At 63.2% G+C, this 25,905-nt stretch carries 21 protein-coding genes; 13 read left to right on the top strand and 8 right to left on the bottom strand.

What is annotated here, in order from left to right:
• Positions 1–92: 92 nt before the first annotated feature.
• The gene (locus tag AC6I21_RS05820; protein WP_446753513.1) at positions 93–1,772 is read right to left on the bottom strand and encodes a glycoside hydrolase family 13 protein; all 1,680 of its coding nucleotides are present in this window, start codon (positions 1,770–1,772) and stop codon (positions 93–95) included.
• Positions 1,773–2,038: 266 nt separating this feature from the next.
• Between AC6I21_RS05820 and AC6I21_RS05825 the strand changes: the two genes are divergently transcribed.
• The 3 genes from AC6I21_RS05825 to AC6I21_RS05835 all read left to right on the top strand — a co-directional run bounded on the left by AC6I21_RS05825 (position 2,039) and on the right by AC6I21_RS05835 (position 5,925).
• Positions 2,039–3,301, top strand: coding sequence for a sugar ABC transporter substrate-binding protein (locus AC6I21_RS05825; RefSeq protein ID WP_497763184.1), 1,263 nt, complete (start codon positions 2,039–2,041; stop codon positions 3,299–3,301).
• 138 nt (positions 3,302–3,439) lie between these two features.
• Positions 3,440–5,035: an ABC transporter permease subunit gene (locus AC6I21_RS05830; protein WP_138926005.1), complete on the top strand. Its 1,596-nt coding sequence runs from the start codon at positions 3,440–3,442 to the stop codon at positions 5,033–5,035.
• A complete protein-coding gene (locus tag AC6I21_RS05835) occupies positions 5,035–5,925 on the top strand; it encodes a sugar ABC transporter permease (protein ID WP_497763185.1) in 891 nt (296 codons plus the stop codon). Before AC6I21_RS05830 ends, AC6I21_RS05835 begins: the two co-directional genes overlap by 1 nt.
• A gap of 192 nt (positions 5,926–6,117) precedes the next feature.
• On the opposite strand, the gene hpaD is transcribed toward AC6I21_RS05835, so the two are convergent.
• The 5 genes from hpaD to AC6I21_RS05860 all read right to left on the bottom strand — a co-directional run bounded on the left by hpaD (position 6,118) and on the right by AC6I21_RS05860 (position 12,157).
• The gene (gene hpaD / locus AC6I21_RS05840; protein ID WP_138926006.1) at positions 6,118–7,215 is read right to left on the bottom strand and encodes a 3,4-dihydroxyphenylacetate 2,3-dioxygenase; all 1,098 of its coding nucleotides are present in this window, start codon (positions 7,213–7,215) and stop codon (positions 6,118–6,120) included.
• A 33-nt stretch (positions 7,216–7,248) separates the two neighbouring features.
• A complete protein-coding gene (hpaE, locus tag AC6I21_RS05845; protein ID WP_138926007.1) occupies positions 7,249–8,778 on the bottom strand; it encodes a 5-carboxymethyl-2-hydroxymuconate semialdehyde dehydrogenase in 1,530 nt (509 codons plus the stop codon).
• A 77-nt stretch (positions 8,779–8,855) separates the two neighbouring features.
• Positions 8,856–9,515 carry a GntR family transcriptional regulator gene (locus AC6I21_RS05850; RefSeq protein ID WP_138926008.1) on the bottom strand — a complete coding sequence of 220 codons (660 nt, stop codon included), beginning with the start codon at positions 9,513–9,515 and terminating at the stop codon, positions 8,856–8,858.
• A 2-nt stretch (positions 9,516–9,517) separates the two neighbouring features.
• Positions 9,518–11,020 carry a fumarylacetoacetate hydrolase family protein gene (locus AC6I21_RS05855; RefSeq protein ID WP_497763186.1) on the bottom strand — a complete coding sequence of 501 codons (1,503 nt, stop codon included), beginning with the start codon at positions 11,018–11,020 and terminating at the stop codon, positions 9,518–9,520.
• 135 nt (positions 11,021–11,155) lie between these two features.
• Positions 11,156–12,157 carry an Lrp/AsnC family transcriptional regulator gene (locus tag AC6I21_RS05860; RefSeq protein ID WP_138178148.1) on the bottom strand — a complete coding sequence of 334 codons (1,002 nt, stop codon included), beginning with the start codon at positions 12,155–12,157 and terminating at the stop codon, positions 11,156–11,158.
• Positions 12,158–12,281: 124 nt separating this feature from the next.
• On the opposite strand from AC6I21_RS05860, the gene AC6I21_RS05865 reads away from it, so the two are divergent.
• Positions 12,282–13,616 carry an MFS transporter gene (locus AC6I21_RS05865; RefSeq protein WP_497763187.1) on the top strand — a complete coding sequence of 445 codons (1,335 nt, stop codon included), beginning with the start codon at positions 12,282–12,284 and terminating at the stop codon, positions 13,614–13,616.
• Positions 13,613–15,121 (top strand): M81 family metallopeptidase, encoded by a 1,509-nt coding sequence (locus AC6I21_RS05870; protein ID WP_138178144.1) that lies wholly within the window; start codon positions 13,613–13,615, stop codon positions 15,119–15,121. Before AC6I21_RS05865 ends, AC6I21_RS05870 begins: the two co-directional genes overlap by 4 nt.
• A gap of 629 nt (positions 15,122–15,750) precedes the next feature.
• Here the strand turns inward: AC6I21_RS05870 and AC6I21_RS05875 are convergent.
• Positions 15,751–16,497: an alpha/beta fold hydrolase gene (locus tag AC6I21_RS05875; protein WP_138178142.1), complete on the bottom strand. Its 747-nt coding sequence runs from the start codon at positions 16,495–16,497 to the stop codon at positions 15,751–15,753.
• A gap of 140 nt (positions 16,498–16,637) precedes the next feature.
• Here AC6I21_RS05875 and AC6I21_RS05880 point away from each other — a divergent pair, with 140 nt between their 5' ends.
• Genes AC6I21_RS05880 through AC6I21_RS05900 form a run of 5 tightly spaced genes read left to right on the top strand, consistent with a single transcriptional unit; the run spans position 16,638 to position 22,209 of the window.
• Positions 16,638–17,360: an NUDIX hydrolase gene (locus AC6I21_RS05880; RefSeq protein WP_138926010.1), complete on the top strand. Its 723-nt coding sequence runs from the start codon at positions 16,638–16,640 to the stop codon at positions 17,358–17,360.
• A complete protein-coding gene (nadA, locus tag AC6I21_RS05885) occupies positions 17,353–18,615 on the top strand; it encodes a quinolinate synthase NadA (RefSeq protein WP_138926011.1) in 1,263 nt (420 codons plus the stop codon). The genes AC6I21_RS05880 and nadA overlap by 8 nt, the downstream gene beginning before the upstream one ends.
• Positions 18,612–20,201 carry an L-aspartate oxidase gene (locus AC6I21_RS05890; protein WP_138926012.1) on the top strand — a complete coding sequence of 530 codons (1,590 nt, stop codon included), beginning with the start codon at positions 18,612–18,614 and terminating at the stop codon, positions 20,199–20,201. Before nadA ends, AC6I21_RS05890 begins: the two co-directional genes overlap by 4 nt.
• Positions 20,201–21,064, top strand: coding sequence for a carboxylating nicotinate-nucleotide diphosphorylase (gene nadC, locus AC6I21_RS05895; protein ID WP_497763188.1), 864 nt, complete (start codon positions 20,201–20,203; stop codon positions 21,062–21,064). Before AC6I21_RS05890 ends, nadC begins: the two co-directional genes overlap by 1 nt.
• Entirely contained in the window at positions 21,061–22,209 is a 1,149-nt protein-coding gene (locus tag AC6I21_RS05900; protein ID WP_497763189.1) for a cysteine desulfurase family protein, read from the top strand. The genes nadC and AC6I21_RS05900 overlap by 4 nt, the downstream gene beginning before the upstream one ends.
• Before the next feature lie 138 nt (positions 22,210–22,347).
• On the opposite strand, the gene AC6I21_RS05905 is transcribed toward AC6I21_RS05900, so the two are convergent.
• Positions 22,348–23,556 carry a D-alanyl-D-alanine carboxypeptidase family protein gene (locus AC6I21_RS05905; RefSeq protein ID WP_497763190.1) on the bottom strand — a complete coding sequence of 403 codons (1,209 nt, stop codon included), beginning with the start codon at positions 23,554–23,556 and terminating at the stop codon, positions 22,348–22,350.
• 280 nt (positions 23,557–23,836) lie between these two features.
• Here AC6I21_RS05905 and AC6I21_RS05910 point away from each other — a divergent pair, with 280 nt between their 5' ends.
• The 3 genes from AC6I21_RS05910 (at position 23,837) to AC6I21_RS05920 (ending at position 25,822) form a co-directional block, all read left to right on the top strand.
• Complete coding sequence (locus AC6I21_RS05910) at positions 23,837–24,349, top strand: GNAT family N-acetyltransferase (protein WP_343833689.1); 513 nt, start codon at positions 23,837–23,839, stop codon at positions 24,347–24,349.
• 76 nt (positions 24,350–24,425) lie between these two features.
• Positions 24,426–25,229, top strand: coding sequence for an alpha/beta fold hydrolase (locus AC6I21_RS05915; protein WP_497763191.1), 804 nt, complete (start codon positions 24,426–24,428; stop codon positions 25,227–25,229).
• Between the two features lie 116 nt (positions 25,230–25,345).
• On the top strand, positions 25,346–25,822 hold the full coding sequence (locus tag AC6I21_RS05920; RefSeq protein ID WP_497763192.1) for an SRPBCC family protein: 477 nt from the start codon (positions 25,346–25,348) through the stop codon (positions 25,820–25,822).
• Positions 25,823–25,905: the final 83 nt, after the last annotated feature.

Raw genomic sequence — 25,905 nt, forward strand, 5'->3', positions numbered from 1 at the left:
TGTGGGGGCAAGTGAGGGCAATGGGGCGGCAGGGCGCGACGGGACGGCTGGGGCCCGCGGCGGCCACGGCACCAGATTACCCGGGAGCCTGATCAGGCGCGGAACCATATGGTCGATTCCGCGGCGATGCGCCGTCCCGCGGGCTGCTGCGCGCTGGTGGCGGCAACGGCCAGCCCGGTGGTCTGTGGGGGCAGTTCCAGATCGGTGCCCGCGAAGTTGGACACCACCAGCACATCACGGTTGGCAAAGGCCAGCAGATCCGGGTTGCCGGTTTCCAGCCAGCTGAGCGAGCCGGTGCCCAGTTCATGCTCCCGGCGTACGCGCAGCAGTGTGTAATACAGGTTCAGGGTCGAGTCCGGATCCGCACGCTGCACGTCGCGCGCGTAGTCCTGCCAGCCCTCGGGCTGCGGCAGCCAGCTGCTGCCGCTGGGGGAGAACCCGGCGGCGGGGGAGCCGGCTTCCCACGGCAGCGGGACCCGGCAGCCGTCGCGGCCGTAGCGTTCGCCGTTGGTGCGGAACCAGGTGGGGTCCTGCCGCGCCTCATCGGGCAGGTCCACCGCCTCGGGCAGCCCCAGCTCCTCGCCCTGGTACAGGTAGGCGCCGCCGGGCAGCGCAAGCATCAGGGCACTGGCCGCACGCGCCCGCCGCAGGCCCACGGCCGGATCCGGCAGGTTCGGGGTCAGCGGGCCGATGCCCTCACCCTGCGGGTTCTCCTCGGTCAGCGCCAGCCGGGTGGCGTGGCGCACCACATCGTGGTTCGACAGCACCCAGGTGCTTGGCGCGCCGACCGCCCCGAACTCCCGCAGCGACTCGTCGATCGTGGCGCGGATCTGCCCGGCGTTGAAATGGCAGGACAGGTACGGGAAATTGAACGCCTGGTGCATCTCATCCGGACGCACCCATTTGGCCATCAGGGACAGCGGGCTGACCCAGGCCTCGGCGCACAGCACGCGCTCGCCGCCGTACTCGTCCAACACGGTGCGCCAGTCGCGGTAGATCTCGTGCACGGCCTCCTGACCCCACCAGGGGGCGAGTTCCTCGGTGCCGCCCATGGAGGCGGCCGCGGGGTCCACAACGTAATCCGGCAGCCCGTCGGCCTTGATCAGGCCATGGGCGACATCCACCCGGAAACCGTCGGTTCCCCGATCCAGCCAGAAGCGCAGCACATTGCGGAACATTTCCCGAACCTCGGGGTTGTGCCAATTGAAATCCGGTTGCGAGGAATCAAAGACGTGCAGGTAGTACTGTCCCGGTGTGCCGTCCGGGTTGGTGGTCTGCGTCCACATGGGACCGCCGAAGACCGATTCCCAGTTGTTGGGAAGGCCGCCGGGCACCGCGTCGCGGAAGATGAACCGATCCCGCTCCGGGGAGCCTGGCGCGGCGGCCAGGGCCTGCTGGAACCAAGGGTGCTGATCCGAGCAGTGGTTCGGCACCAGGTCAACGATGACGCGCAGGTCCAGTTCGTGGGCGCGGGCGACCATGGCGTCGTAGTCGGCGAGCGTACCGAAGCGCGGATCCACATCGCAGTAATCGCTCACATCGTAGCCGGCGTCCTTCTGCGGGGAGGTGAAGAAGGGGGAGAGCCAGATGGCGTCGACCCCGAGGTCTGCCAGGGACTGCAGCCGCGCAGTGATGCCGGGCAAATCCCCCATGCCGTCGCCGTTCGCGTCGGAGAAGGAACGAGGATAAATCTGGTAGATCACCGAGGAGCGCCACCATTGGGCGCCGGCCTCGGTCCTCCGGGAATCAGCGAGGGAACGGATTTGAGTCATGACGGTAACCATAAACGAATTCCCAGGTGTTGTAAACGCTTTCAGTTTGGACGCCACCAGCCACCTTGGAATGCGCTTCCCTTATCGCCAGTACGACGGATTGAAGTGATTTTCACGATGTTCTTGTCATCGTTCATGATCTATGCCACTCTGGAAACGCTTACAATCGTGGTGGCACACGCACCTCGAACGAACCGACCGGCCACACCGCGCAGCATCGCAGTCAAACCGGTTCTTTGGACAAAGTTGTCACGAAAGGACACCCCATGATGGTGAACAAGCGCTCCCTGCTGCTGGGCGGGGCGATGACCGCGATTGCCGCGCTGTCCCTGACGGCCTGCAGTGGTACGAACCCCTCGTCCACGCAGCCTTCCGAAACCGCCGCGCAGTCCTCCTCGGCCCCGGCCGAGGCTGGCTCGCTGAGCGTGTGGGTCGACGCGAACCGCGAGCCGGTCCTGAAGGAGGCGGCCGCCGACTTCCAGGCGAAGTCCGGGGTGAAGGTCGACCTGGTGATCAAGGACTTCTCCAAGATCCAGGAGGACTTCCTCAAGCAGGTTCCCACCGGCAAGGGGCCGGACATCACCATCGGCGCCCACGACTGGCTGGGCAACCTGGTCACCAACGGTGTGGTCCAGCCGGTCGAGCTGGGCGAGAAGAGCTCCGAGTTCCAGGATGTGGCCATCGACGCGATGCGCTACGAGGGCAACACCTATGGCGTTCCGTATGCCACGGAGAACCTCGCGCTGCTGCGCAACAAGGACCTGGTCGACAAGGCCCCGGCGACCTTCGATGAGATGATCGCCGAAGGCAAGAAGGCCGGCACCGACTTCCCGTTCCTGGTCCAGGTCACCGAGGTGGGCGACCCGTTCCACGCCTACCCGTTCCAGACCTCCTTCGACGCGCCGGTGTTCGGCACCGACGACACCGGGGCCTACAACGCCAATGACCTGCAGATCGGCAACGCGGGCGGGCTGGAGTTCGCCCAGTGGCTGGCTGAGCAGGGCGAGGCCGGCACGCTGAAGACCTCCGTGGACGCCGACATCGCCAAGGAGAAGTTCATCTCCGGCGACTCCCCGTTCCTGTTGACCGGCCCGTGGAACGTGGACGCGGTCCAGGAGGCCAAGATCGATCTGGCGATCGACCCGATCCCGAGCGCCGGCGGTGAAGAGGCCCAGCCGTTCGTGGCCGTCCAGGGCTTCTTTGTCTCCTCGAAGACCGAGAACCTGCTGGCCGCCACCGAGTTCCTGACCAACTACATCGGCACCGAAGAAATCCAGACCAAGCTCTACGAGGTTGGCAAGCGTCCGCCGGCGAACAAGGAGGCGTTCGAGGCGGCCAAGTCCGATGAGACCATCGCGTCCTTCGGCGCGGTGGGCGAGAACGGTGTGCCGATGCCCAGCATCCCGGAGATGGCTGCCGTCTGGGAGTACTGGGGTGTGGCCGAAGCCGAGATCATCTCCGGCAAGGCCGATCCGGTCAAGCGCTGGAAGCAGATGACCGCGGACATCGAAAAGGCCATCGCCAAGTAGCGCCGCAGGCCGGCACCGGGCCTGGCCGGCGCAGCGGGCGCCGGGGCAGCAGGACGCTGCCTCGGCACCGCGCGCCGGCCGCCAGGCCTGCTTCTTGAACCAGCACCCGCCGCCATTCGACCCAGAAACCAGCCAAAGATGTCATTGACCCATCACAAGCCGCCGCCCGCCGGCGACGCCGCCCAGCAGGCCAAGCTCTCGCCGGCCGCATCCCGCTTTGCCGCCGCGTCCTCCACCTCCACCGGGGCGATGCTGGCCAAGATCGCCATGATCGCCATCGTGGACGCCACCGCCGTGTTCGCGCTGTTCACCGCGATCGGCCGTGAAGCCTGGGCCATCGCCGCGGTGCTCGCGGTGATCACCCTGGCCATCAACGTGGTGTACTTCAAGCGGGGCTGGCTGCCGGCCAAGTACCTGCTGCCGGGCACCATCTTCCTGCTGATCTTCCAGGTCTTCGTGATCGGCTACACCGGCTACATCGCCTTCACGAACTACGGCTCGGGCCACAACTCGGACAAGGACGACGCCGTCATGGCGCTGCTGCAGTCCAACCAGAGCCGTGTGCCGGACTCCCCGGCGTTCCCGGTGACGGTGCTTGATGACGGCCAGGAGCTGTCGCTGCTGGTCCAGCGCGACGGCGTGCAGCAGGTGGGGTCCGCCGATCAGCCGCTCGAGCCCACCAGCCCGGAGCAGCTGGAGGGCTACACACAGCTGGGCTTCGCCGATCTGCTCGGACGCCAGTCGGAAGTGACCTCGCTGGCCGTGCCGATCAGCCAGGACCCGGCCGAGGGCTCGCTGCGCACCTCGGACGGGCGCACCGCCTACCAGTACACCTCCAACCTGGTGTACGACCAGGCCGCGGGCACCATGACGGACTCCACCACCTCGGTGGTCTACCGGGATACCGGGGTGGGCGCCTTCACCGCCGAGGACGGCACCCAGCTGATGCCCGGCTGGTCGATCAACGTCGGGTTCGAGAACTTCACCCGCGCGTTCAGCGACCCCTCCATCCGCACCGCGCTGTCCTCGGTGACGCTGTGGACCTTCGCCTTTGCCCTGCTCTCGGTGGCCACCACGTTCTTCATGGGCCTGTTCCTGGCGCTGGTCTTCAACGACCTGCGGATGAAGGGGCGCAAGATCTACCGGGTGATCTCCATCCTTCCCTACGCGTTCCCGGCATTCCTCGGTGGCCTGGTCTGGGCCGGCATGCTCAACAAGGACTTCGGGTTCGTGAACCAGGTGCTCTTCGGCGGGGCGCAGATCCCGTGGTTGACCGACCCGTGGCTTGCGAAGTTCTCCGTGCTCTGGGTCAACCTGTGGCTCGGCTTCCCGTACATGTTCCTGGTGTGCACCGGCGCGCTGCAGTCCATCCCCGACGAGCTGGCCGAGGCGGCCAAGATTGACGGGGCCAAACCGTTCCAGGTGTTCCGCCTGATCAAGCTGCCGCTGCTGCTGGTCTCGGTGGCCCCGCTGTTGATCAGTTCGTTCGCCTTCAACTTCAACAACTTCAATGTCATCTACATGCTCACCGAGGGCGGCCCACGCCTGGAGGGAGCGGGGCTGAACGTGGGTGCCACCGACATCCTGATCTCGATGGTCTACAAGGTCGCCTTCGTCGGTTCGCAACGCGACTACGGTTTGGCCAGTGCGTTCTCCATCATCATCTTCGTGCTGGTCTCCATCATCGCGGTGATCAGCTTCAAGCAGACCAAGGCCCTGGAGGAGCTGAACTAATGTCGACGCCAACTCCCGTGCGCCCCGCCGCCCGCCGCGGCTTTGGAAAGTGGTTCGCCGCCACCGGCTGGCGCCACCTGATCGGCGTGGCCCTGTGCATCTATGCGGCGTTCCCGCTGCTTTATGTGCTGTCGGCCTCACTGAACCCCAACGGAACGCTGCTCTTATCCAACGGACTGTTCACCGAAGTGGGGCTGCGCAGCTACATCGACCTGTTCCGCAATGAGCAGCGGCCCTTCGCCGCCTGGTTCGGCAACACCCTGGTGATCGGGTTGACCACGGCCGCGGCCTCGGTCTTCCTCGGGGCGCTGGCCGCCTACAGCTTCTCGCGCATGCGCTTCACCGGACGGCGCTTCGGCCTGATGAGCCTGCTGGTGGTCCAGATCTTCCCGCAGCTGCTGGCCGTCGTGGCCATTTTCATCCTGCTGACCTCGCTGGGCGAGGTCTACCCCATGCTGGGCATCGACAACCAGGTCGCGCTGATCATGGTGTACCTGGGCGGCGCGCTGGGCGTAAATACCTACCTGATGTACGGGTTCTTCAACACCGTCCCGGTGGAGATCGACGAGGCAGCCAAGATCGACGGGGCCGGGCATGCACGGATCTTCTTCACCATGATCCTGCGTCTGGTGGCACCGATCCTGGCGGTGGTGGGACTGCTGTCCTTCATCGCGAGCACCTCGGACTTCGTGATCGCCTCGGTGGTGCTGGTCTCGCCGGAGAACCAGACGCTGGCCGTGGGGCTGTATTCCTACGTTTCGGAGGAATTCAGCTCCAACTGGTCCGTCTTTGCCGCCGGTGCGGTGCTGGCCGCGCTGCCGGTGATGGCGCTGTTCCTCTTCCTGCAGAAATACATCGTCGGCGGCCTGACCGCCGGTGCGGGGAAGTAGCAGGCCCCGGCAAAGCGGCCGGCGGAGCGCATCCCGGACCGCAGCGCTGTGTGGCGGATGAAAAGCTATCGGGATGCACCTGCAAAAGCAGGGCGCGGCCCCGGAAAGCGCAAAAAAAGGACCTGCGGAACGCACTGTGTGCGTTCCGCAGGTCCTGCTGGCAGTCCAGGAGTTGCCCCGGCGTGGGGGTGCCTAGAGCTGGTTGCCCAGCTTGAAGCCCTTGGAGGCTTCGCCCACGTAGGTGCCCTCGTCATCCCCGGCACGGGTGTAGGAGAACCCGTCGGCGCCGATGGTGACCTCCAGTTCGGAGTCATCGGTGCGCTCAACGATTTCCTGCACGTTGCCGTCCAGGTCCAGGACCTTGGAGGCCTCGGTGTACCAGGATGGGACGACCGGGTTGCCCCACCAGTCACGGCGCTGGTTGTCGTGCACGTTCCAGGTGATGGTCGGGTTGTCCGGGTCCCCGGTGTAGTAGTCCTGGGTGTAGATCTCGATGCGGTGGTCATCCGGGTCCAGGATGTACAGGTAGAACGCGTTGGACACGCCGTGGCGGCCCGGGCCGCGTTCGATGCGGTCCGAGATGCGCAGGGCACCCATCTTGTCGCAGATCTGGATGATGTTGTGCTTCTCGTGGGTGGAGAAGGCCACGTGGTGCAGGCGCGGGCCGTTGCCGCCGGTCAGGGCGGTGTCGTGCACGGTGCCCTTGCGGTGCATCCAGGCGGCGTAGGTGGTGCCCTCGTCATCCTGGATGTCCTCGGTGACGTGGAAGCCCAGGTCCTCCAGGTACTTGCGTCCGCGCGGCACGTCCGGGGTCACCTGGTTGAAGTGGTCCAGGCGCACCAGCTCGCCGGCCGAGTACAGGTCGTAGCGCATGTGCAGGCGCTCGACGTGGGTGGTCTCGAAGAAGAACTCGTACGGGAAGCCCAGCGGGTCCTCCACGCGCACCGCGTCCCCGATGCCCTTGACGAAGCCGTCCTTGCGGCGCTCGATACGGCAGCCCAGCTCCTTGTAGTAGGCCTCGGCCGCATCCACGTCCTCGTTCGAGCGCACGCGGAAGGCCATGGCCTTCAGTGCGGCGACCGGGCCCTGGGTGAGCACCAGGTTGTGGTGGATGAACTCCTCGAAGGACCGAAGGTAGACCTGGTTCTCGTCCTCGTAGCTCACGTGCAGGCCCAGCACGTCCACGTAGAACTCGCGGGACTTGGCCAGGTCGGTGACGACCAGTTCGGCGTACGCGCAGCGCAGGATGTCCGGGGCCGGGACCGAGGGCTTGGGGATCTCGTTGCTCATGTTCTTGCTCCTTTGCAAATAATTCTTGGGGTACTAGCCGTCGATCTTGGCTGCGTCGGCGGCACCGAACTTCGGGGTGTGCACCTCGCCCAGGGTGATGTGCACGGCCTGCTGGTCGGTGTAGAAGTCGATCGAGCGGTAGCCGCCCTCGTGGCCCAGGCCCGAGGCCTTCACGCCGCCGAACGGCGAACGCAGGTCGCGCACGTTGTGGGAGTTCAGCCACACCATGCCGGCCTCGATGTTCTGGGCGAAGTTGTGGGCCCGCTGCAGGTCGTTGGTCCACAGGTAGGCGGCCAGGCCGTACTTGGTGTTGTTGGCCAGCTGCAGGGCCTCTTCCTCGGTGTCGAACGGGGTGATCGCCACGACCGGGCCGAAGATTTCCTCCTGGAAGATCCGGGCATCGGGCTTCACGTCCACGAACACGGTCGGTGCCACGTAGGAGCCGTTCTCCTGGCCCTCGGGCAGGTTCTCCGGGCGTCCTCCGCCGGCGACCAGGCGGCCCTCGGACTTGCCGATTTCCACGTAGCTCATGACCTTGTCGTAGTGCTCGGGGTGCACCAGCGCGCCGACCTGGGTGTCCGGGTCGTGCGGGTCGCCGACCTTGATGTTCTTGGCGCGCTCGGCGTAGGCCTGGATGAACTTCTCGTAGATGCCGCGCTGGACCAGGATGCGCGACCCGGCGGTGCAGCGCTCACCATTCAGTGAGAACACGCCGAACAGGGTGGAGTCGATGGCCGCATCGAAGTCGGCGTCCTCGAACACGATGGCCGGGGACTTGCCGCCCAGCTCCATGCTCATGCCCTTCAGGTTCTCCGCGCAGTTGCGGAAGATCAGCTGGCCGGTGGAGGATTCGCCGGTGAAGGAGATCAGCGGCACGTCCGGGTGCTTGACCAGCGCGTCGCCGGCTTCCTCACCGATGCCGTTGACCAGGTTGAACACGCCCTTGGGCAGCCCGGCGTCCTCAAAGATCTTGGCCCACAGGGAGGCCGAGAGCGGAGTGAACTCCGCCGGCTTGAGCACCACGGTGCAGCCCGAGGCGATCGAGGGGGCCAGCTTCCAGGATTCGAGCATGAACGGGGTGTTCCACGGGGTGATCAGCCCGGCCACACCGATCGGCTTGCGGTTCACGTAGTTCAGCTGGGAGCCCGGGACCTTCAGCGCGGTGTCGTGCTGGGCCACGATCAGGTCGGCGAAGAAGCGGAAGTTCTCCGCTGCGCGGCGGGCCTGGCCGCGGGCCTGGGTGATCGGCAGGCCGGTGTCGAAGGTCTCCATCTCGGCCAGGCGGTCCTCCTGGGCCACCACGGCGTCGGCGATCTTGTACAGCACGTTGGCGCGCTCGCGCGGCTTCATGCGCGGCCACGGGCCGTTCTTGAAGGCCTCGGTGGCGGCGGCGACGGCGGCGTCGATGTCCTCCTTCTGCCCTGCGGCGGCGTTCACGTACGGCTTGTTGGTCACCGGGTCCAGCACCTCGAAGGTCTTGCCGCCGATGGAATCGACGAACTCACCGTTGATGTAGTGCTGGATCTTGCTGGGCAGGTTCTCCGGAACGAAGTGCTTGCTCATGGCTGTGTCCTTTCGCGTTGCGTTGCAAAGACGGTCAAAAAACTTGTGGTCGAAAATCTTAGGTGCTGCTGGTTTGCCTAGATGGGGGAGGGCTCCATGCCCGCCGCCCTGAGGTAGGCGTTCAGCGTGTTGGTGCGGTGCCGCCGGGCCGCCTGCTCGATCTGCTCGGCGGACGCCCCGTCCTCCAGCAGGTCCAGCAGGTGCTCGTGCTCCTGGACCGACTGCAGTGCCCGGTGCGGGATGTGCGAGAAGGAGGAGGAGCGCATCGCCGCCAGGCGCCGCCACCCGCGCTGGACCAGGTCCAGGATGTGCGGGTTCGGGCACTGGCAGTACAGCAGCTTGTGGAATTCGGTATTCAGTTGGGTGAAGGCCACCGGGTCGAAGCTGTCCAGGCACTCGCGCATCTTCTGGTTCACCTCACGCGCCGCCTGGCGCAGGGACTGATCCATCAGCGGTGCGGCCAGCGCGGTGGCGGCCGGCTCGATCACCGACAGGGTCTGCATGGTGTGCAGGTAGAGGGTGGAATCGATTTGCGCCACCGTGGCCCCCACGTTGCGCGTGAAGTTCACCAGCCCCTCGGCCTCCAGCCGCCGGATCGCCTCGCGCACCGGAACCACCGAGCAGCCCAGCTCCTCGGCGATGGTTCCCAGCACCAGGCGGTATCCGGGGGAGTAGGCCCCGTTGTTGATCCGCTCGGAGATGGTGGCGTAGGCCGCTTCGGACTTCGAGGGGGTCATGGCTAGAGTTCCCAGCTGTCCAGGTCCGGGCTGCCAGCCTGCTGCCAGGCCTGGTACTTGGCCTTCCAGTCCGCGTTCATCGGGAACAACCCGTCGATGACGTGCCCGCGCTGGACCATGGCGAAGATGAACTCATCGGACTTCTCGGTGGCCAGCGCCGCATCGGCGACCTCGGCGACCAGGTGCGGCGGGATGACCACGATGCCATCCGAATCGGCCACGATCACATCCCCGGGCTGCACGGTAACCCCACCGCAGGCCACGGTGATGTCCTTGTCCCAGGCCACGTGGCGCCGGCCCAGCACGGCCGGGTGGGCGCCGTTGTAGAACACCGGAATATCCAGTCCGGTGACCGCGTCCAGGTCGCGCACGCCGCCGTCGGTGATGATGCCGGCCGCGCCCAGGGTCTGGCTGCGCAGGGCCAGGATGTCGCCCAGGGTGGCGGCCCCGGTTTCCCCACGCGCCTCCATGATCAGCACCTCGCCGTCGCCCAGCGAATCGATGGACTGCTTCTGGGTGTTGTAGCCGGCCCCGTGCTTCTTGAACAGATCCTCGCGGTTGGGCACGTAGCGCAGCGTGCGGGCGGTGCCGATGACCCGCTGCATGCCCTTGGTGGCGCCGGGCACCTGGATGTTCACGTTGTTCAGCCCCAGCTTGCGCAGGGTGGCGGACAGGGTGGCGGTGGCCACGGCCTCCAGCTTGGCGCGCACCTCATCGGTGAGCACGTCCTTGCCGGTGATGATCGGCTCCAGTCCGGCGGCGGCGCGGTCACCGTAGGCGTCTTCCTTGTCCTTCTCGGTGACCTTGGGCTGGTTGCCAAAGGCGGCGAAGGCATCGGTGCCCTCCACGGCGGTGGTCTTCAGCTTGCCGGTGCTGGCCCCGGAGACCAGGTCGGTGACCTCAACCTCGACGACATCGCCGGGGAAGAAGACGGTGGAGCCGGCAGGGGTGCCGGTGAGGATGACGTCCCCAGGCAGCAGGGTCATCTGCTGGGAGAGGTCGGCAATGATCTGGGCGAAGGAGAAGAGCAGCTCGGAGGTGTCGGCATCCTGGGCGAGTTCACCGTTGACCCAGGTCTGCACGCGCAGCTTGGCCGGATCAATGCTTGCCGCCTCTAAAGCGTTCGGGCCCATCGGGGTGTAGCCGTCCCCGGACTTGGAGCGGATGTTCGAGCCCTTGTCGGCGTACTTCATGTCATGCACGCCCAGGTCGTTGGCGGCGGTGACCTGGCCAACGTGGCCCCAGGCGTCCTCGACGGAAACGCGGCGGGCGGCCTTGCCGATGATCAGGGCGATCTCACCCTCGAAGGCCAGCAGCTCGGTGCCGGCCGGGCGCTCGACGGTCGAGCCGGAAACTGCCAACGAGGAGGAGGCCTTCATGAAGTAGCTGGGGTACTTCGGGGTGCGTCCGCGCTGGGCGGCCCGCGAAGCGTAGGACAGGTGCACGGCCAGCACCTTCCCTGCCCGCGCGAAGGTCGACTCGTTGACCGAAACCGAGGTGCTCATTGATTCTCCCACTTCTTCGTACATCAAATCGTATACGATCAGTGTGCGCTGAATCTCTTAGGGTGTCAAGCGGGAAAAATTCGACGGTCGATACGCGACGAAAATCGGCGGGTACAGGGGAATGGCCTTGCGCGGCTAGTCTTCCCATGGGTCAAATGGAACGCATCCTCGTGACTTTCCAGTTGTATCGAGCAAGCGCCCGTATATTTTCGTCATTCGAGTGATAACTCGCTGATCGGCCACCTCAATCTCGGGAAAGGTAGTTGTTAGACGATCAATCATTGTCCCGACGTCTGGGAGATCGTGAAGACCTGCGATCCAGACTATGTTTGTACTACTTACTACTGCTGCGCAAAAACGAGTTTCCTTCCAAGCGCCTAAGTCGCGTGCTATACGCTCGCTATCTAGAGAAGGCGTCCTAACCAAGACGAATAAGCCGAGTGGCAGATCAAACGACGGCCTCGCTACATCGCATCTATAAGTGATCTCGTTGGAAGCCTGCAGTTGAAAGAGGCGCCGACGTACAATTTCTGTCGATAAGGACAGCTCCGCAGCTAAATCGGCCAACGGTTTTCGGGCGTCTCTTGCGAGAGCGAGGAACAACCGTCTGTCTTTTTTGCTAAGAGGTGGAAACCTGCGCGTCGTATGCCCCTCTGAATGGACTCTAAGGTGCGATTCATCGCCAGCGGGCAAGATTCCTTGCCGCCAGTCCACCCCACCTGTGATTTGCCAAAAGATGCTGAATTTCACTTGGGATGTCTTCGTCAGGTCTGGAAGTCGCTCATGAATAGTGTGTATGACACCGTTGACATTTGTGGACCCAATTATGCAGAACAGATTGTATTCGCCTGTAGTTTGACCCACTGTAAAGATCTGTGGGTGCTGGTTCAGCTGATTAAGCAGGTGCTCTAAACGATCTAGCTCGCATCGAATCTCAACTACGACCCCATAACTTTGCGAGGGATGAAGCGCAATGCTCGTCCAAGCTAACCCAAGCGTATGTAGCCTGTTCCATCTTCGCGCAACGGTGACTTCTGAGAGACCAAGAGCTTTTCCGACTGACGCCCATGTAGCTCTCGGAGATGCTTGAAGCGCATCCACGATCTCCAAATCCGTTGCATGAACCTTATAGCTCATCCTTTAAGTCTCCAGACAGAGAGTGTCGAATCCGTCTTTATCATCCACTTCTGAACGATTTTCCTTCAATTTTTAAAATGGTGTGATTCACATCCTAGTGTGGCTGTAGTCAGAGAGGACATTCATGAAACGACTATCGTCACCCCGTTCCGCGGTAGCTTCGAGCCGATCGTCGGCAGAAGAAAGCGTCTATCGAAAAATCAATAGAAGGCTACTCCCGTTCCTGCTGCTCTGTTATACATTCGCGTACCTCGATCGCGTGAACATCGGTTTCGCAAAATTGCACATGCAAGAGGACATCCCGGCTATCACTGAAGCGGTCTTCGGTATCGGTGCCGGACTGTTTTTCTTGGCCTACGCGATCCTAGAAATCCCCAGCAACATGGTCATGCACAGAATTGGAGCTCGCAAGACCATTACACGCATCATGGTTCTGTGGGGAATTGTCTCCGCCTCGATGCTCTTCGTTCGCGACGAATTTAGTTTTTACGCTTTGCGGATCTTACTGGGAATATTTGAGGCCGGATTTGCTCCAGGTATCATCCTGTATCTCACGTATTGGTTCCCTGCTAAAAGAATGGCAGCAGCGATGGGAATCTACATGCTGGCTGGTCCAATTGGTTCTATTCTCGGGTCGGGAGTATCAGCCGCGATTATTTCTGCCATGGATGATCTACTTGGCATGGCCGGTTGGCAGTGGATGTTCCTTGTCCAGGGTATCCCGTGTCTCTTGCTTGGGTACCTATTTTGGAAACTCATGTACGATCGACCAGATGACGCGCCTTGGCTCACTGCTGCCGAAAAGGCCATAGTCCGTCGTGTCATAACCGAAACGGATGCTGCCCGCATTGACCATAGTTTCGTAGATGTTCTCAAAAACCCAGCAGTCTATGTGATGGCGGTTGCGTATTTCGGTATCATGTGCGGAATCTATGCCGTCAGTTTTTGGCTACCGACAATTCTTAGTGACAACGGAATTAGAAATAATTTAACTGTTGGTTTATTGGCGGCAATACCTTACGTACTTACTATCCCTACGATGATTTTTTTGAGTAAGAGTTCGGACAGGACGCAAGATAGGCACTGGCACACCATCTTCCCAACCATCCTCGCCGCAGTCGGCTTGACATTAGCTGCATTCACCAGTTCAAACTTCTTATTTTCGTTCACGGCACTTTGCGTCGCCATCTGTAGCGCGTGGGGTGCTTACACAGTCTTTTGGGCGGTTCCGAGTCAGCACTTTGGTGGAACTGCAGCTGCTGGGGGAATTGCTCTGATTAACACCGTAGGAATCTTGGGCGGCTTTGTCGCACCTACGCTCTTGGGCTTTGTCAAACAGGCGACTGGCTCTACCCAGGGCGGGTTGCTCGCCATGGTTGGACTCTTGGGCCTTTCCGCCCTTGCGTTGTTCCTTCTCCCCAAATCGTTGAAGCTCAAAAGAAATGAGGTTTTAAATTGAAACGTATTATAATTGCCGGGTTCCTTCACGAGACTAATACCTTTGCGCGATCCGTAGCGGATTGGGCAAACTTTGAGAATGGCGAGGGATTTCCTCGAATGCATAGAGGAGGGGAAGTTCTTGAACTTAGAAAAGTAAATGTCCCTATAGGTGGTTTCATATCAGCAGCAAACGACGATTGGAGTCTCCTTCCTGTCATTTGGTGTGCTGCTTCACCTTCGGGGCCAGTGACTAATACCGCTTATGAACGGATCGTACGTTTAATAACTGACGCCTGCGAAGAATCTCGTCCTGATGGTGTATATCTTGATTTGCATGGTGCCATGGTGACTGAGAAATACAATGACGGTGACGGAGAGCTTATTCGGCGGGTAAGAGCGGTCGTTGGTCCAAATATCCCCATAGTTGTTAGCTTGGATCTTCACGCGAATATAAGTGACGGAATGCTCAACCACGCTGACGCCATGGTGGCCTACAGAACGTACCCCCACATCGACATGGCAGAAACAGGAATTGCAGCCGCGCGCTTGCTTGGCCGTTGCCTGGCGGGCGAACGATTGGTGATGGCGCGAGAGCGCATCGACTTCCTTATACCTACTATTTCCGGCAGTACCATGTCTACTCCAGCGAGGGACATCTTCTCGGCTCTGTGTGCTTCGGAAGGGGAAAGCGTTTTATCAGTAGCGATGGCCTTTCCGGCCACAGATGTTCCAGATTGCCAGCCTTGCGTTTTTGGATACGGCTCGGACGAAACCCTGCTAAAGGCAAGAATCCACGAACTGGCAGAGACAATCCGAAACCTAGAAGCGGATTTTGCCTTGCGCGCCCTACCGACGGCAGAAGCCCTGGATGCGGCCGAGGCTGCCGTCGCGGCAGGTCGTGCCCCTGTCGTTATTGCGGATACTCAAGATAATCCGGGCGCTGGAGGCGATGGAAACACGAACGGTCTACTAGCGGAACTACTTCTCAGAGACGTTCCGAAAAGCGCTGTTTGTTCCATTTTTGATCCTCACGTCGTTGCTACGGCTATTGAAGCGGGCGAAAACGAGACTGTGACAATTAAGCTGAAAGGATCCCAGATTGAAGGAGACCCCGAAATAGAGGGGATTTTCACGGTGGAGAGGATCACTGCCGGGTTCGTGCGTTTTGAAGGACCAATGATGAATGGCAACGAACTGTCCGTCGGGCCCTCGGTGCTACTTCGCAAGGGGAATATACGAATCATTGTTAACAGCCACAAGGCGCAAACTATGGACAGGAACCAATTCCGCGCACCAGGGGTAGAGCCCGAGACTCAAAACATTCTAGTAGTTAAGAGCTCAGTTCACTTCAGGGGCGATTTTGAGGATATCGCTGGGCAGGTGATTGTCGCCCTCTCGCCTGGCCCGTTCCCCGCCGATCCAGCCAAGTTGCCATGGAAGAACCTGAAAAATGGGGTCCGTCTCGGACCGAAGGGGCCCGCTTTTGCGTCCAGTACGGGTGCGGGGCGAAACCAAAAGCCATAAGAGTTGCCCGGGAATTGCGGTCCTTCAGCAGCTGAGACATTCCACATTGAGAGATTGTTACATGCACGCGCATGGATTGTGACAGGATCTACCAGCAACGATTCTGGGAATCTTCTACTAAGAAATTGAGTCAAAGGTACTTCTTCTCTCGTAGTCTTTTTCACCGGGGGAGATAAGTCAGCCAAATGTGTGTAACCGGTATCCGTGCATTGACTACCAGTACATGACGGATAAGCGTACGGCAAAACAGTTATTGGGGTGCAGGCGTGTTCAAGCCGTTGGATTGAGTAGGGTTGCTGCCTTAAGAAAGCACGCGGTGAAACAGCGTTTTTCCTGAGACTTCGGATTTTGGAAACTTGGGGGTTCCCCTATCATTATGAGTATTGGTCGGGCGAAGTTCACCGCAACCGGATATGCCTACTAGGCCCATGGGGATGGGGTACCGAGTTGGCAGACGCATTGGGGAATGCCTTCCGGGCGCGTTATGCGAGACTTCGCCCGACCCAAGCTCTTAAGCCGTCGCTCGCTCATAGGGCGCAGGCACAAAACAGGCTGGCTGTAGTTTTCAGGGACTACAGCCAGCCTGTTTTTCGTCCGACCGAACTCATTGGAATTCGGAAGCTGGAGGACTATGCGTCGAGGAACTTCAGTGCCGCGGTCTTGAACTCGCGACTGGTTACTGCGCTGGCGTGATTCCGCCCGGCCAGCCATACGACTTCGGTGTCCGCTCCGGCTTCACGAAGCAGGCGCCGCAGGTACGGCATGGTGGTGGCCAAGTCGTCCTGGTCCCCGGCGACGAGCAGGGTCGGCGTGGTCGGCACCGCTTCGGCCGGATCGTAGGGTTCGGTCTTGATGCCGTCGATCAGCTTGAACAGCGCATTGAAATCGTTGGCTTTCTCGTTGATCGCAATCGACATCACCTTTGCCGTGTATTCATCAGCGATTGACTCACCGGTGGCCACGAAATTGCGCGCCTCATTCAAGGCGAAGGCGGCCAGCGGGTCCAGGCTGCCGGGGCCTCCGATGATCAGGCGGCGGACGAGCTCGGGATGCTTGGCGGCCAGCTCCCAGCCCAGGCGCGCGCCCAGGGAGTAGCCCAATACGTCAACCGGGCCACCCAGGGATTCGACCACCTTGGCCAGGGCAAGGTGGATGCGGCTCGGGGCCCAGCTGCCGTCGTTGCGGTTCGGGTCCTCTCCGTGGCCGGGCAGATCCACCAGCGCCACATTGCGCCCATTTTCGGTGAAGTGCCGAACCCATCCGGAGCGTTCCCAGTTTAGGTCTGCGGAGGAGGCGAAGCCGTGGATCAGCAGCACGGTTGGTGCACTGGCCTCGGTGTTCGCGGGGATAACTCGAAGATTAAGATCCAAGGTCATGCTCAAAACTATATGTCACTGCGGTCACAAATCGTTCTTCGGGTGGAAGCCTCGGAGAGTTAATGTCAGAATGACTCTAACCAAATTCCAATCGGCCGGTCATCACCCTAAACAAGCAGCCGGCAAATCAGGAGGCCTTGATGAGCATCCCGCTGGGATCAGCCAACGTGGCAGAACGGCGCAACATGCCACCGGCGTTGGCCGTTTCCACGGTGATCTTCGGTATCCGGCCCATCGACGGCGGCCGAGCACAATTGTGGCTACCGCTGGTGCGCCGCGTTCGCCAACCCCACGCCGGACAGTGGGCCCTGCCCGGTGGCCCCGTGGGACCCCGCGAGTCCCTTGGCACCGCCGCCAGCCGCACCCTGGCTAGCACCACCGGGCTGCGGCCGAGCTACCTGGAACAGCTCTACACCTTCGGTGACCCGGACCGTTCACCCAGCCAGCGATTGGTGACCATCGCGTATTTCGCGCTGGTCACCGAGGCCCAGGTGGGCGCCACTGTGGAGGACGAGAACGTGGCCTGGTTCGCGCTGGATGATCCCGTCCTGGAGAACCTGGCATTCGACCACCGGCAGATCATCGACTACGCGCTGTGGCGGCTGCGCAACAAGGTCGAGTACGGGCAAATCGCCCACCGGCTGCTCGGCGAGCGCTTCACCCTGGCCCAGCTGCGGGCGGTGTACGAGGCCATGCTGGGCAAGGAACTTGACCCAGCCAACTTCCGCCGCCAACTCAAAGCCACCCAGAGCATTGTGGCCACCGACGAATACCTCGCCGGCGGCCAGCACCGACCACCCCGGCTCTACCGCTACGCGGGCAGCGGCCATGACCCACTGGAAGTAGATACCAACCATGAGTAGCCCTACCTTTTCCTCGACCATCACCCGGCTGACCCTCAACGCACCGGGCTCCACCTGCTCATCCGAACTCTCGGCCAACCCCTGGGACACCCCATCCGGTTACGGCCCCGGAGCTTCCCAGGGGGATCAGGCCCCGGCGAACTTCCCGCGGCAGCAGAAGTTGCCCCAGCAGTACCTCAGCGCCAGCGAGGAGGAACTTGATGCCCGCATCCGTGCGGCGAAGGAGACCCTGGGCGATGACGTGGTGCTGCTGGGCCACTTCTACCAGCGTGACGAGGTGGTCAAGTACGCCGACTTCGTGGGGGATTCCTTCCAGCTGGCCAATGCGGCACTGACCCGTGATGAGGCCAAGTACATTGTTTTTTGTGGTGTGCACTTCATGGCCGAAACCGCCGATGTGCTCTCCCGGGATGACCAGGCGGTGATCCTGCCGAACCTTTCGGCCGGATGCTCCATGGCGGACATGGCCGATGCCCCCAGCGTCCAGCAGTGCTGGGATGAGCTGATGGAGTTGTACCGGGACGAGGAGGATGACGGGCGCGCCGCGGTGATCCCGGTGACCTACATGAATTCCTCCGCGGCGTTGAAGGCGTTCGTGGGCCGCAACGGGGGATTGGTGTGCACCTCCTCGAACGCGAAGACCGTGCTGGAGTGGGCGTTCGAACGCGGCCGGCGGGTGCTGTTCTTCCCGGACCAGCACCTGGGCCGCAATACGGCCAAGGCGATGGGGATCCCCCTGGAACAGATGCCGCTGTGGACCCCACGCCGGGAACTGGGCGGCAACGATGCCGACACCCTGAACGCCGCCAAGGTGATCTTGTGGCACGGCTTCTGCTCCGTGCACAAGCGCTTCACCACCGCGCAGATTGACAAGGCGCGGGCCGAGCACGAGAACCTGCGGGTCATCGTGCACCCCGAATGCCCCATGGAGGTGGTGGACGCGGCGGACGAATCGGGTTCCACCGATTACATCTTCAAGGCCATCGCCGGGGCCACCGAACCGACCACCTTCGCCATTGGCACGGAGATCAACATGGTCAACCGGCTGGCCGAGCAGTACCCGCAGCACACGATCTTTTGCCTGGATCCGGTGATCTGCCCCTGCTCCACCATGTACCGGATCCACCCCGGCTACCTGGCCTGGGTGTTGGAGGAACTGGTGGCCGGGCGCATTGTGAACCGCATTGAGGTGCCGCAGGCCGAGCAGGCCGACGCCAAGACCGCCCTGGAGCGGATGCTGGCTGCCCGGCCATGACCCGGACCATCATTGTCGGCTCCGGGGCCGCCGGGCTGCTGTCCGCCTTGAGCGCGGTAGGCCGCGGCGTGCACCCGGTGCTGCTGACCAAGGACGGGCTGGGCACCGGCAACACCGAATGGGCCCAGGGCGGCATCAGCGCCCTGACCTCCCAGGGGCAAGCGGCCGGGGACACCGTGGCCAGCCACGTCGCCGATACCCTGGCCGCAGGGAACGGGCACGGCTCGGTCCAGGCCGTACAGACCCTGTGCGCCGCGGCGCCGGAAATCATTGACCAGCTCGAACAGCACGGGGTGGCCTTTGACCGCAGTGGGGACGGTGCCTACCAGCTGGGGCTGGAGGCCGCGCACAGCGCCCACCGGATCCTGCACATCAACGGGGACGCCACCGGCCAGGGGCTGAGCCGCGCTCTGGTCGCCGCCTGCCGGAGAGCAGAGCAGGCCGGAAACCTCAGCGTAATCGAGCACGCGCTGGTCACCGCCCTTGAACGCCGGCAGGATTCCGGGCACGCCGTGCGCTATCTGCGACACGGCAGCGAGCACACGCTGGCCGGGGACCGGGTGCTGCTGACCACCGGCGGCATTGGCGGGCTCTACCGGCACACCACCAACCCGGTGGGCGCGACCGGGGACGGCATCGCGCTCGCCGCCCGGGCCGGGGCAATAATCAGCGACATGGAATTCGTGCAGTTCCACCCCACCATGGTGGACACCGAAGCCCACCCGGGCGCGGGGATGATCAGCGAGGCGGTCCGCGGGGAAGGCGCCGTGCTGGTCACCGGCACCGGCGAGCGCTTCATGCCCGGGATTGATCCACGGGCCGAACTGGCGCCACGCGATGTGATTGCCCGGGCTATCCACGCGCAGAACATGGCCGGGCACCCGGTCTACCTGGATGCCCGGGCAGTGGAGCAGAACCAGGGCCGAGGTTTCCTTTCCCGTCGGTTCCCCTCCATTACCCGACGCCTACAGGCCTGTGGGCTGAACCTGGCACACGACCTGATCCCGGTGCGTCCGGCCCAGCACTATCTCATGGGAGGGATCTTCACCGACCTGGACGGACGCACCACCGTGCCCGGGCTCTATGCGGCCGGCGAGTGCGCGAACACCGCTGTGCATGGGGCCAATCGGCTGGCGAGCAACTCCCTGCTCGAAGCCCTGGTTTTCGCCCGCCGTGCCGTGAACGCCATGCTCACTGACCCGCCGCTGGCCCGGGCGGAGACGGCGGCGCTCGCCGTCCATCCACTGCCCGAAACCGAACCAGGCCAGGGGATGAGCCTTGGGCAGCTGCAGCAGCTGGCCACCGACCAGCTGGCAGTGCACCGCGACGGTCCCGGCCTGCGGGAAGCCATCACCCGGCTGCGGCAGGCCCAACCGGTGGCCGCAAGCCCCCGCGCCCGTCACGAGCTGGAGAACCTGCTGCTCATTGCCCGCCTGAGCGCCCACGCCGCCCAGGAACGCACCCACAGCCTGGGGGCGCATTATCGGACCGATCACCCCGAGCCGCACCCGGCAGCACGCACCTGCTGGCAGCTTCCGCTCAGCGAACAGACCACCACCAACACCTTCGAGGAAATCTACGCCTGATGAGTTCCATCCACCCTGTCCCGCGCTCCGTCATTGATGCCATTGTTTCGCTCGCCCTGCTGGAGGATTGCCCCCGCGGGGACATCACCGCCACCACCGTATTGGACGCGGCGGTCACCGCCCGCGCCGCCGTGGTGGCGCGCCAACCTGGCGTGCTTTCCGGCAGCGGCGTGTTCGAACGGGTCATGCAGCAGGTGGATCAAGACATCCAGGTCACGGCCCACCTCGCTGACGGGCAGCGCTTCGAGGTGGGGGACGAGCTGATCACCGTGAACGGGCCGGCCGCCAGCATCCTCACCGCCGAACGGGTGGGGCTGAACCTGCTGCAGCGGATGAGTGCCGTTGCCACCGCCACCGCCGAACTGGTGGGGAAGGTGGCGCACACCAAGGCGCGCATCGCCGACACCCGCAAGACCACTCCCGGCCTGCGGGCCTTGGAACGCTATGCGGTGCGCTGCGGCGGGGGAGTGAACCACAGGGACAACCTCTCCGAGGCGTTCATGGCCAAGGACAATCACCTGGCCCTGCTAGGGGACGGCAAGCAGCTGACCAGTGCGCTGCGCCAGGTGCGGTCCCGGCTCGGGCACACCACCGCCATGGAGGTGGAAGTCGATGACATCAGCCAGATCCCCGCGGTGTTGGCCGCCGGGGTGGATGTGATCATGCTGGACAACTTTGCCCTGGCGGACATTCCGGCCGCCCTGGAACTCATTGACGGCCAGGCCATCGTTGAGGCCAGCGGAAACGTCAACGCCACCACGGCCGCCGAGATCGCCGAAACCGGGGTGGACATCATTTCCTCCGGCGCCATCACCCATTCGGTGGTGGCCATCGATCTGGGATTGGATATGGTGATCGGATGATCTACATGGATGCCGCGGCGACCGCGCCCGCCCACCAGCAGGTGCTGGACACCATCAGTCCCTTGCTGACCCATGACTTTGGCAACCCGTCCTCCCGCCATGAGCTGGGGCGCAACGCCGAACGGGCGGTCAGCTGGGCCCGCAACACCGTGGCCAATGAGCTGGGGGTGGGGGAGCATGAAATCTACTTCACCTCCGGCGGCACCGAGGCCGACAACCTTGCCGTCATCGGTGCGGCCCTGGCAGCCCCACGGGGACGGAAGATCATCACCAGCGCCATCGAGCATCCCGCGGTGCAGGACGCGGCCGCGTTCCTGGCCGAACACCACGGTTTCACCCATGAACTGATCCCCGTGGACCACGAGGGCGTGGTGGACCTGGCGGCCGCCGAGCGGCTGATCGATACGAAGACCGCGGTGGTCTCGGTGATGGCCGTGAACAACGAGGTCGGTACCATCCAGCCCATTGCGGAGCTCGGACGCCTGGCCCGCGCGGCCGGCGCGTTCATGCACACCGACGCGGTGCAGGCCGCCGGATGGCTGGATTTGAGTGACTTGACCCCGCACGTGGATGCGCTGAGCATCTCCGGTCACAAGATTGGGGCGCTGAAGGGCACCGGGGTGCTCTACTACGCTGCCAACCACCCGCTCTTGCCGCTGCTGCACGGCGGCGGCCAGCAGCGCGGGGTGCGTTCGGGGACCGAAAACCCGGCCGGCGCCGTCGGGATCGCCCGGGCCCTGCAAATCGTGCGCGAACAACGCGAGGCCGGGGCCGGGGAGGGCTACGGCCCCTACCTGATTGAGCGGATCACCGGCCAACTCAACGAGCAGTTCCCAGGATCGGTGGCGCTTACCGGGCACCCGACCCAACGCATCGGCGGGATCGTGTCCCTGGTCTTCCCGCGCACCGCCGGGGAGACCGTGCTGATTGAGCTGGAACGCCACGGGGTGCTGTGCTCCTCCGGCTCGGCCTGTGCCGCCGGCTCCACCGATCCCTCCCCGGTGCTCAGCGCCATGGGGTACGAGCCGGAACTGGCGCATACCGCCCTCCGGCTCTCCTTTACGCGTGGAATGAAGGAAAACGAGATCAGCCAGGTGGCTTCGGCGGTGATCAGCGTGATGCGCGGGCTGCTCGGCAAACGCTAGGCATCATCCGCAAAGCTGGCCGATCGGCCGAGGCGTTAACCAGGCAAGGGGTGGGACGAATCGACTTCGTCCCACCCCTTGCCTGCTGTTTTGCTTGAGGTACCCCGGTTGCCGCCCTCGCCGGAGCGGCAGCACCGGTCAGCGCAGGTACTTGCCCGAAACCCAACCGGTCTTGGAGGAGTACTTCACCTGGTACCAGCCCTTGGAGGTCTTGCCGGTCAGGCTGACCTTCTTGCCCTTCGGGATGGTCAGCAGGATCTTGTGGCCCGTGCGCGCCTTGGTGCGCAGGTTCAGGTTCGCCGTGGTCTTCTTGGTCTTTGCCGAGCTCTTCGGCTTTGACGGGGAAGTCTTGGTCTTGGGCTTGCTGCCGGAGAAGCTGCCCAGGTAGGTGCCCGAAACCCAGCCGGTCTTGGAGGCGTACTTCACCTGGTACCAGCCCTTGGAGGTCTTGCCGGTCAGGCTGACCTTCTTGCCCTTCGGGATGGTAAGCAGGACCTGGTGCTTGGTGCCGACCCCGCTGCGCAGGTTCAGGTTCGCCTTCGTCTTGGCGCTCGAAGCGCCCTTGGGAGCCTGGGTCTTGGGCTTCTCCGCCTTCGGCTTGGCCTTGGCCACCCCGTAGTAGTGCTCCAGGGTCTTGGCCCCGGACTGGGTGTAGCTCTTGGCCAGGGACGTGCCCACATAGCGGAAGTGCCATGGTTCGTGAGCGTATCCGGTCACTGACTCGTAGCCCTTGGGGTAGCGCAGAATGAAGCCGTACTTGTGGGCGTTCTTGGCCATCCAGCGCCCCACCTTGGTGGATTCGAAGCAGGCCTGCAGGCCGCACTGGTGGTTGGTGTTGCCCACGTCCACGGCCAGGCCGGTCTGGTGTTCACTGGTGCCGGGTTTCGCGGAGATCCGCTGGGCATACTTTGACCCGTACTGCTGGGTGTACTGCCGGAACAGCTGGGCCTGCCGGTCGTAGGAGCGGTAGCCGCTGACCAGGGCAATGTTCACGCCCGACTTCTTCGCCGCCGTCTTCATCTTCAGGTAGGCGTCAGCCGCTTCTGGCCGCAGCCGGATGGAGGTGCCCCTTACCGTCTTGGTTTTGGGGACATAGCGGGCCGGTGAGAGCGGATAGCTTTTGCTGACAAAGACATCAATGCGGCTGGCACCGCGCTGCAGCTTCCGGGCCGTCGGGACGAACGAGGCCACGTCGGTGCTCGGGGCGGCCGCGGTGGTGATGCCCGGGGACTGCACCTGGGCCGGGGCGGCCGGCTCGAAGGCGGTGGCCGGGGCAAGCGAGGTCGCCACCAACGAAGCGGTGAACACGGTCGCCAGCGCGAGGCGGCTCGTGCGTTTCTTGGTCATGGGTTTTTCCTCACGAGTGATGAATGAGCTTCCCTTATTCCAGCATCAAGAACCCGCCCGGGCATGGTTCTTCTAGAAAATGGCGCAAAGTTTCGCAGATAAGTCTGCCCCGGCAAATGGGGATAAACCCCTTGTTCCCCTCTCGTTCAACACTGCGAAACATTCGCTCTGGGCATGAGTTTCCAGCATCGGGAGGTGACCAGTAGTTTTGCGTTTCGCTCCGGGTCTGAAGGGCTTCATCCCGGTGGAGCGCCCAGCTGAGTTTGGTAGGTTAGCGACCATGCAAGTTCGGCAGGAAACCTTCGACGACAGGGCAGGGGTCTACGCAGTGGCCCATGCGGCATTCGCCAACTCCGACCCCTCGATTGAGCCGGCGGAGGTCGGCCTGCTGCAAGAGCTCTTCGACTGCCCCGCCTACGATCCGGTCTTCTCGATCGTGGCCCTGGATGAGACCGCCGTCATTGGGCACGTGATCGCCAGCTGGGGGAGTGTGGACGGGCAATACCCGCTGCTGGGGCTCGGGCCGCTGGCGGTCGCCCCCGAATACCAGCACCGCGGGGTGGGCTCGATCCTGATGCAGGACATCCACGACCGTGCGCAGCAGCGCAACCTGGCGGGAATCGTGCTGCTCGGCCACGTGGACTACTACCGGCGCTTCGGCTACGAACCGGCTTCCGATCACGGAATCATCCCCTCCGATGCCGCCTGGGGCGAGAACTTCATGGTCAAGGTGCTCGACCCCCACCGTCTGCCCGCAGGCAACTACCGCTACGCCGCCCCGTTCGGCTGCTAGGACAGTTGCCCACCTCACTGCTCTGCGGGGGTTCCGCCGCCTGTCAAGGGCGTAAATTTGCTAATCTATTGGGATCATGTCGAACCACTTGTTGCCCGTGAAGATTGACCGGGGCCAGGGCATGCCCGTGGTCCTGCTGCACGGCTTGGGGAACAACCACCACAGTTGGCATTTCGTCCTCGATGACCTGGATTACTCCCGGGTGCGGATCATTGCCGTGGACCTGCTCGGATTTGGGGATGCGCCGAAACCGGATGTTGAATACACCCTGCGGGACCACTCCTCGGCGGTCGCCGCGACCCTGAAGGACCTGGGGATTCAAAAGGCCGTCATTGCCGGCCACTCCATGGGCTGCAATATTGCCCTGGACCTGGCGGAGAAGGAGCCGGACATGGTTGAGCGCCTGGTGCTCTTCGGCGCTCCGCTCTACCGGCGCAAGCCGCGCGGCGGCAAGCTGCGCAAGATCTTCCGTGCTGAGGGCCTGTACTTCTCGCTATTCGAACTGGTCTCCCGTTCCCCGGACGCGGTCCAAACCGGCGGAGGGCTGGCCGAGGAATACGTCCCGTTCATCAAGGGCATGGAAATCACCGAGGAAACCTGGCCGGCCTACCGCAAGAGCCTGCAAAACTCGATCATGCAATACGAGTCCTACCGGCAGGCCACCCGGCTGAAGCTGCCCATGCTGTTTGTCAACGGGGTGCTGGACTTCTTCATCATCCGCGGCAACACCACCCGGGCGTTCATGGCCAACCGCCGCTTTGTGCGCATCCGCCGCAGCCGCGGACCGCATGAACTGACCCCGACCCAGGGAAAGCTCGCCGCGCGGATCATCAACCGGATGGCCAACCAGGCCAAGACCGGGCAGCGGGCCATCGACTAACAGCACAGTTCTCCCCGCCTGGCACCCGCTGTCCTGCTCCTCCCGATGTGCCGGTGCGCCGGTTCCTCGGCGTGCAAACCCTTGTGCCGGTGCCACGGGTACGGTAGACATCTACCATGGACGCACACCAGCTCCCGCGCGAGCTCTCCTTCACCGTCGCCGGGCACGTTGCCAAGCCGGTCGAGCAGGTCTACGAGGTGGTCGCGGATCCCGAGCAGCTTTCGCGCTACTTCACCACCGGCGGGGCCCGCGGCCGGCTTGAGGCCGGTAACACGGTCACCTGGGATTTCCACGACTTCCCCGGCGCCTTCCCAGTGCAGGTGCTGCAAGCCGAGGTCCCGCGGCGCATTGTGCTGCGGTGGGCAGGTGAGCACCTGGTGGCCGCGGACGGCATGAGCCGGGTGCAGTTCGACTTCGAGCCGGTCGATGAGGGCGCCCGCACCAAGGTGCAGATCAGCGAATCCGGCTGGCAGCCCAGCGAGGCGGGGATCCAGCGAGCCTTTGACAACTGCGAAGGCTGGACCTCGATGCTGGCGGCATTAAAGGCCTGGGTGGAGCACGGCATCAATTTGCGCGAAGGATTCTACAAGTAACCTGAACGCCACCTGCGCCAACACCGCTCCGGTTCAGGATTGGCTGGGAGCTGACCGGGTAATTGCCATGGCCTGTGTCACAG

This window comes from Glutamicibacter sp. St.4D3 (genome assembly GCF_059728615.1).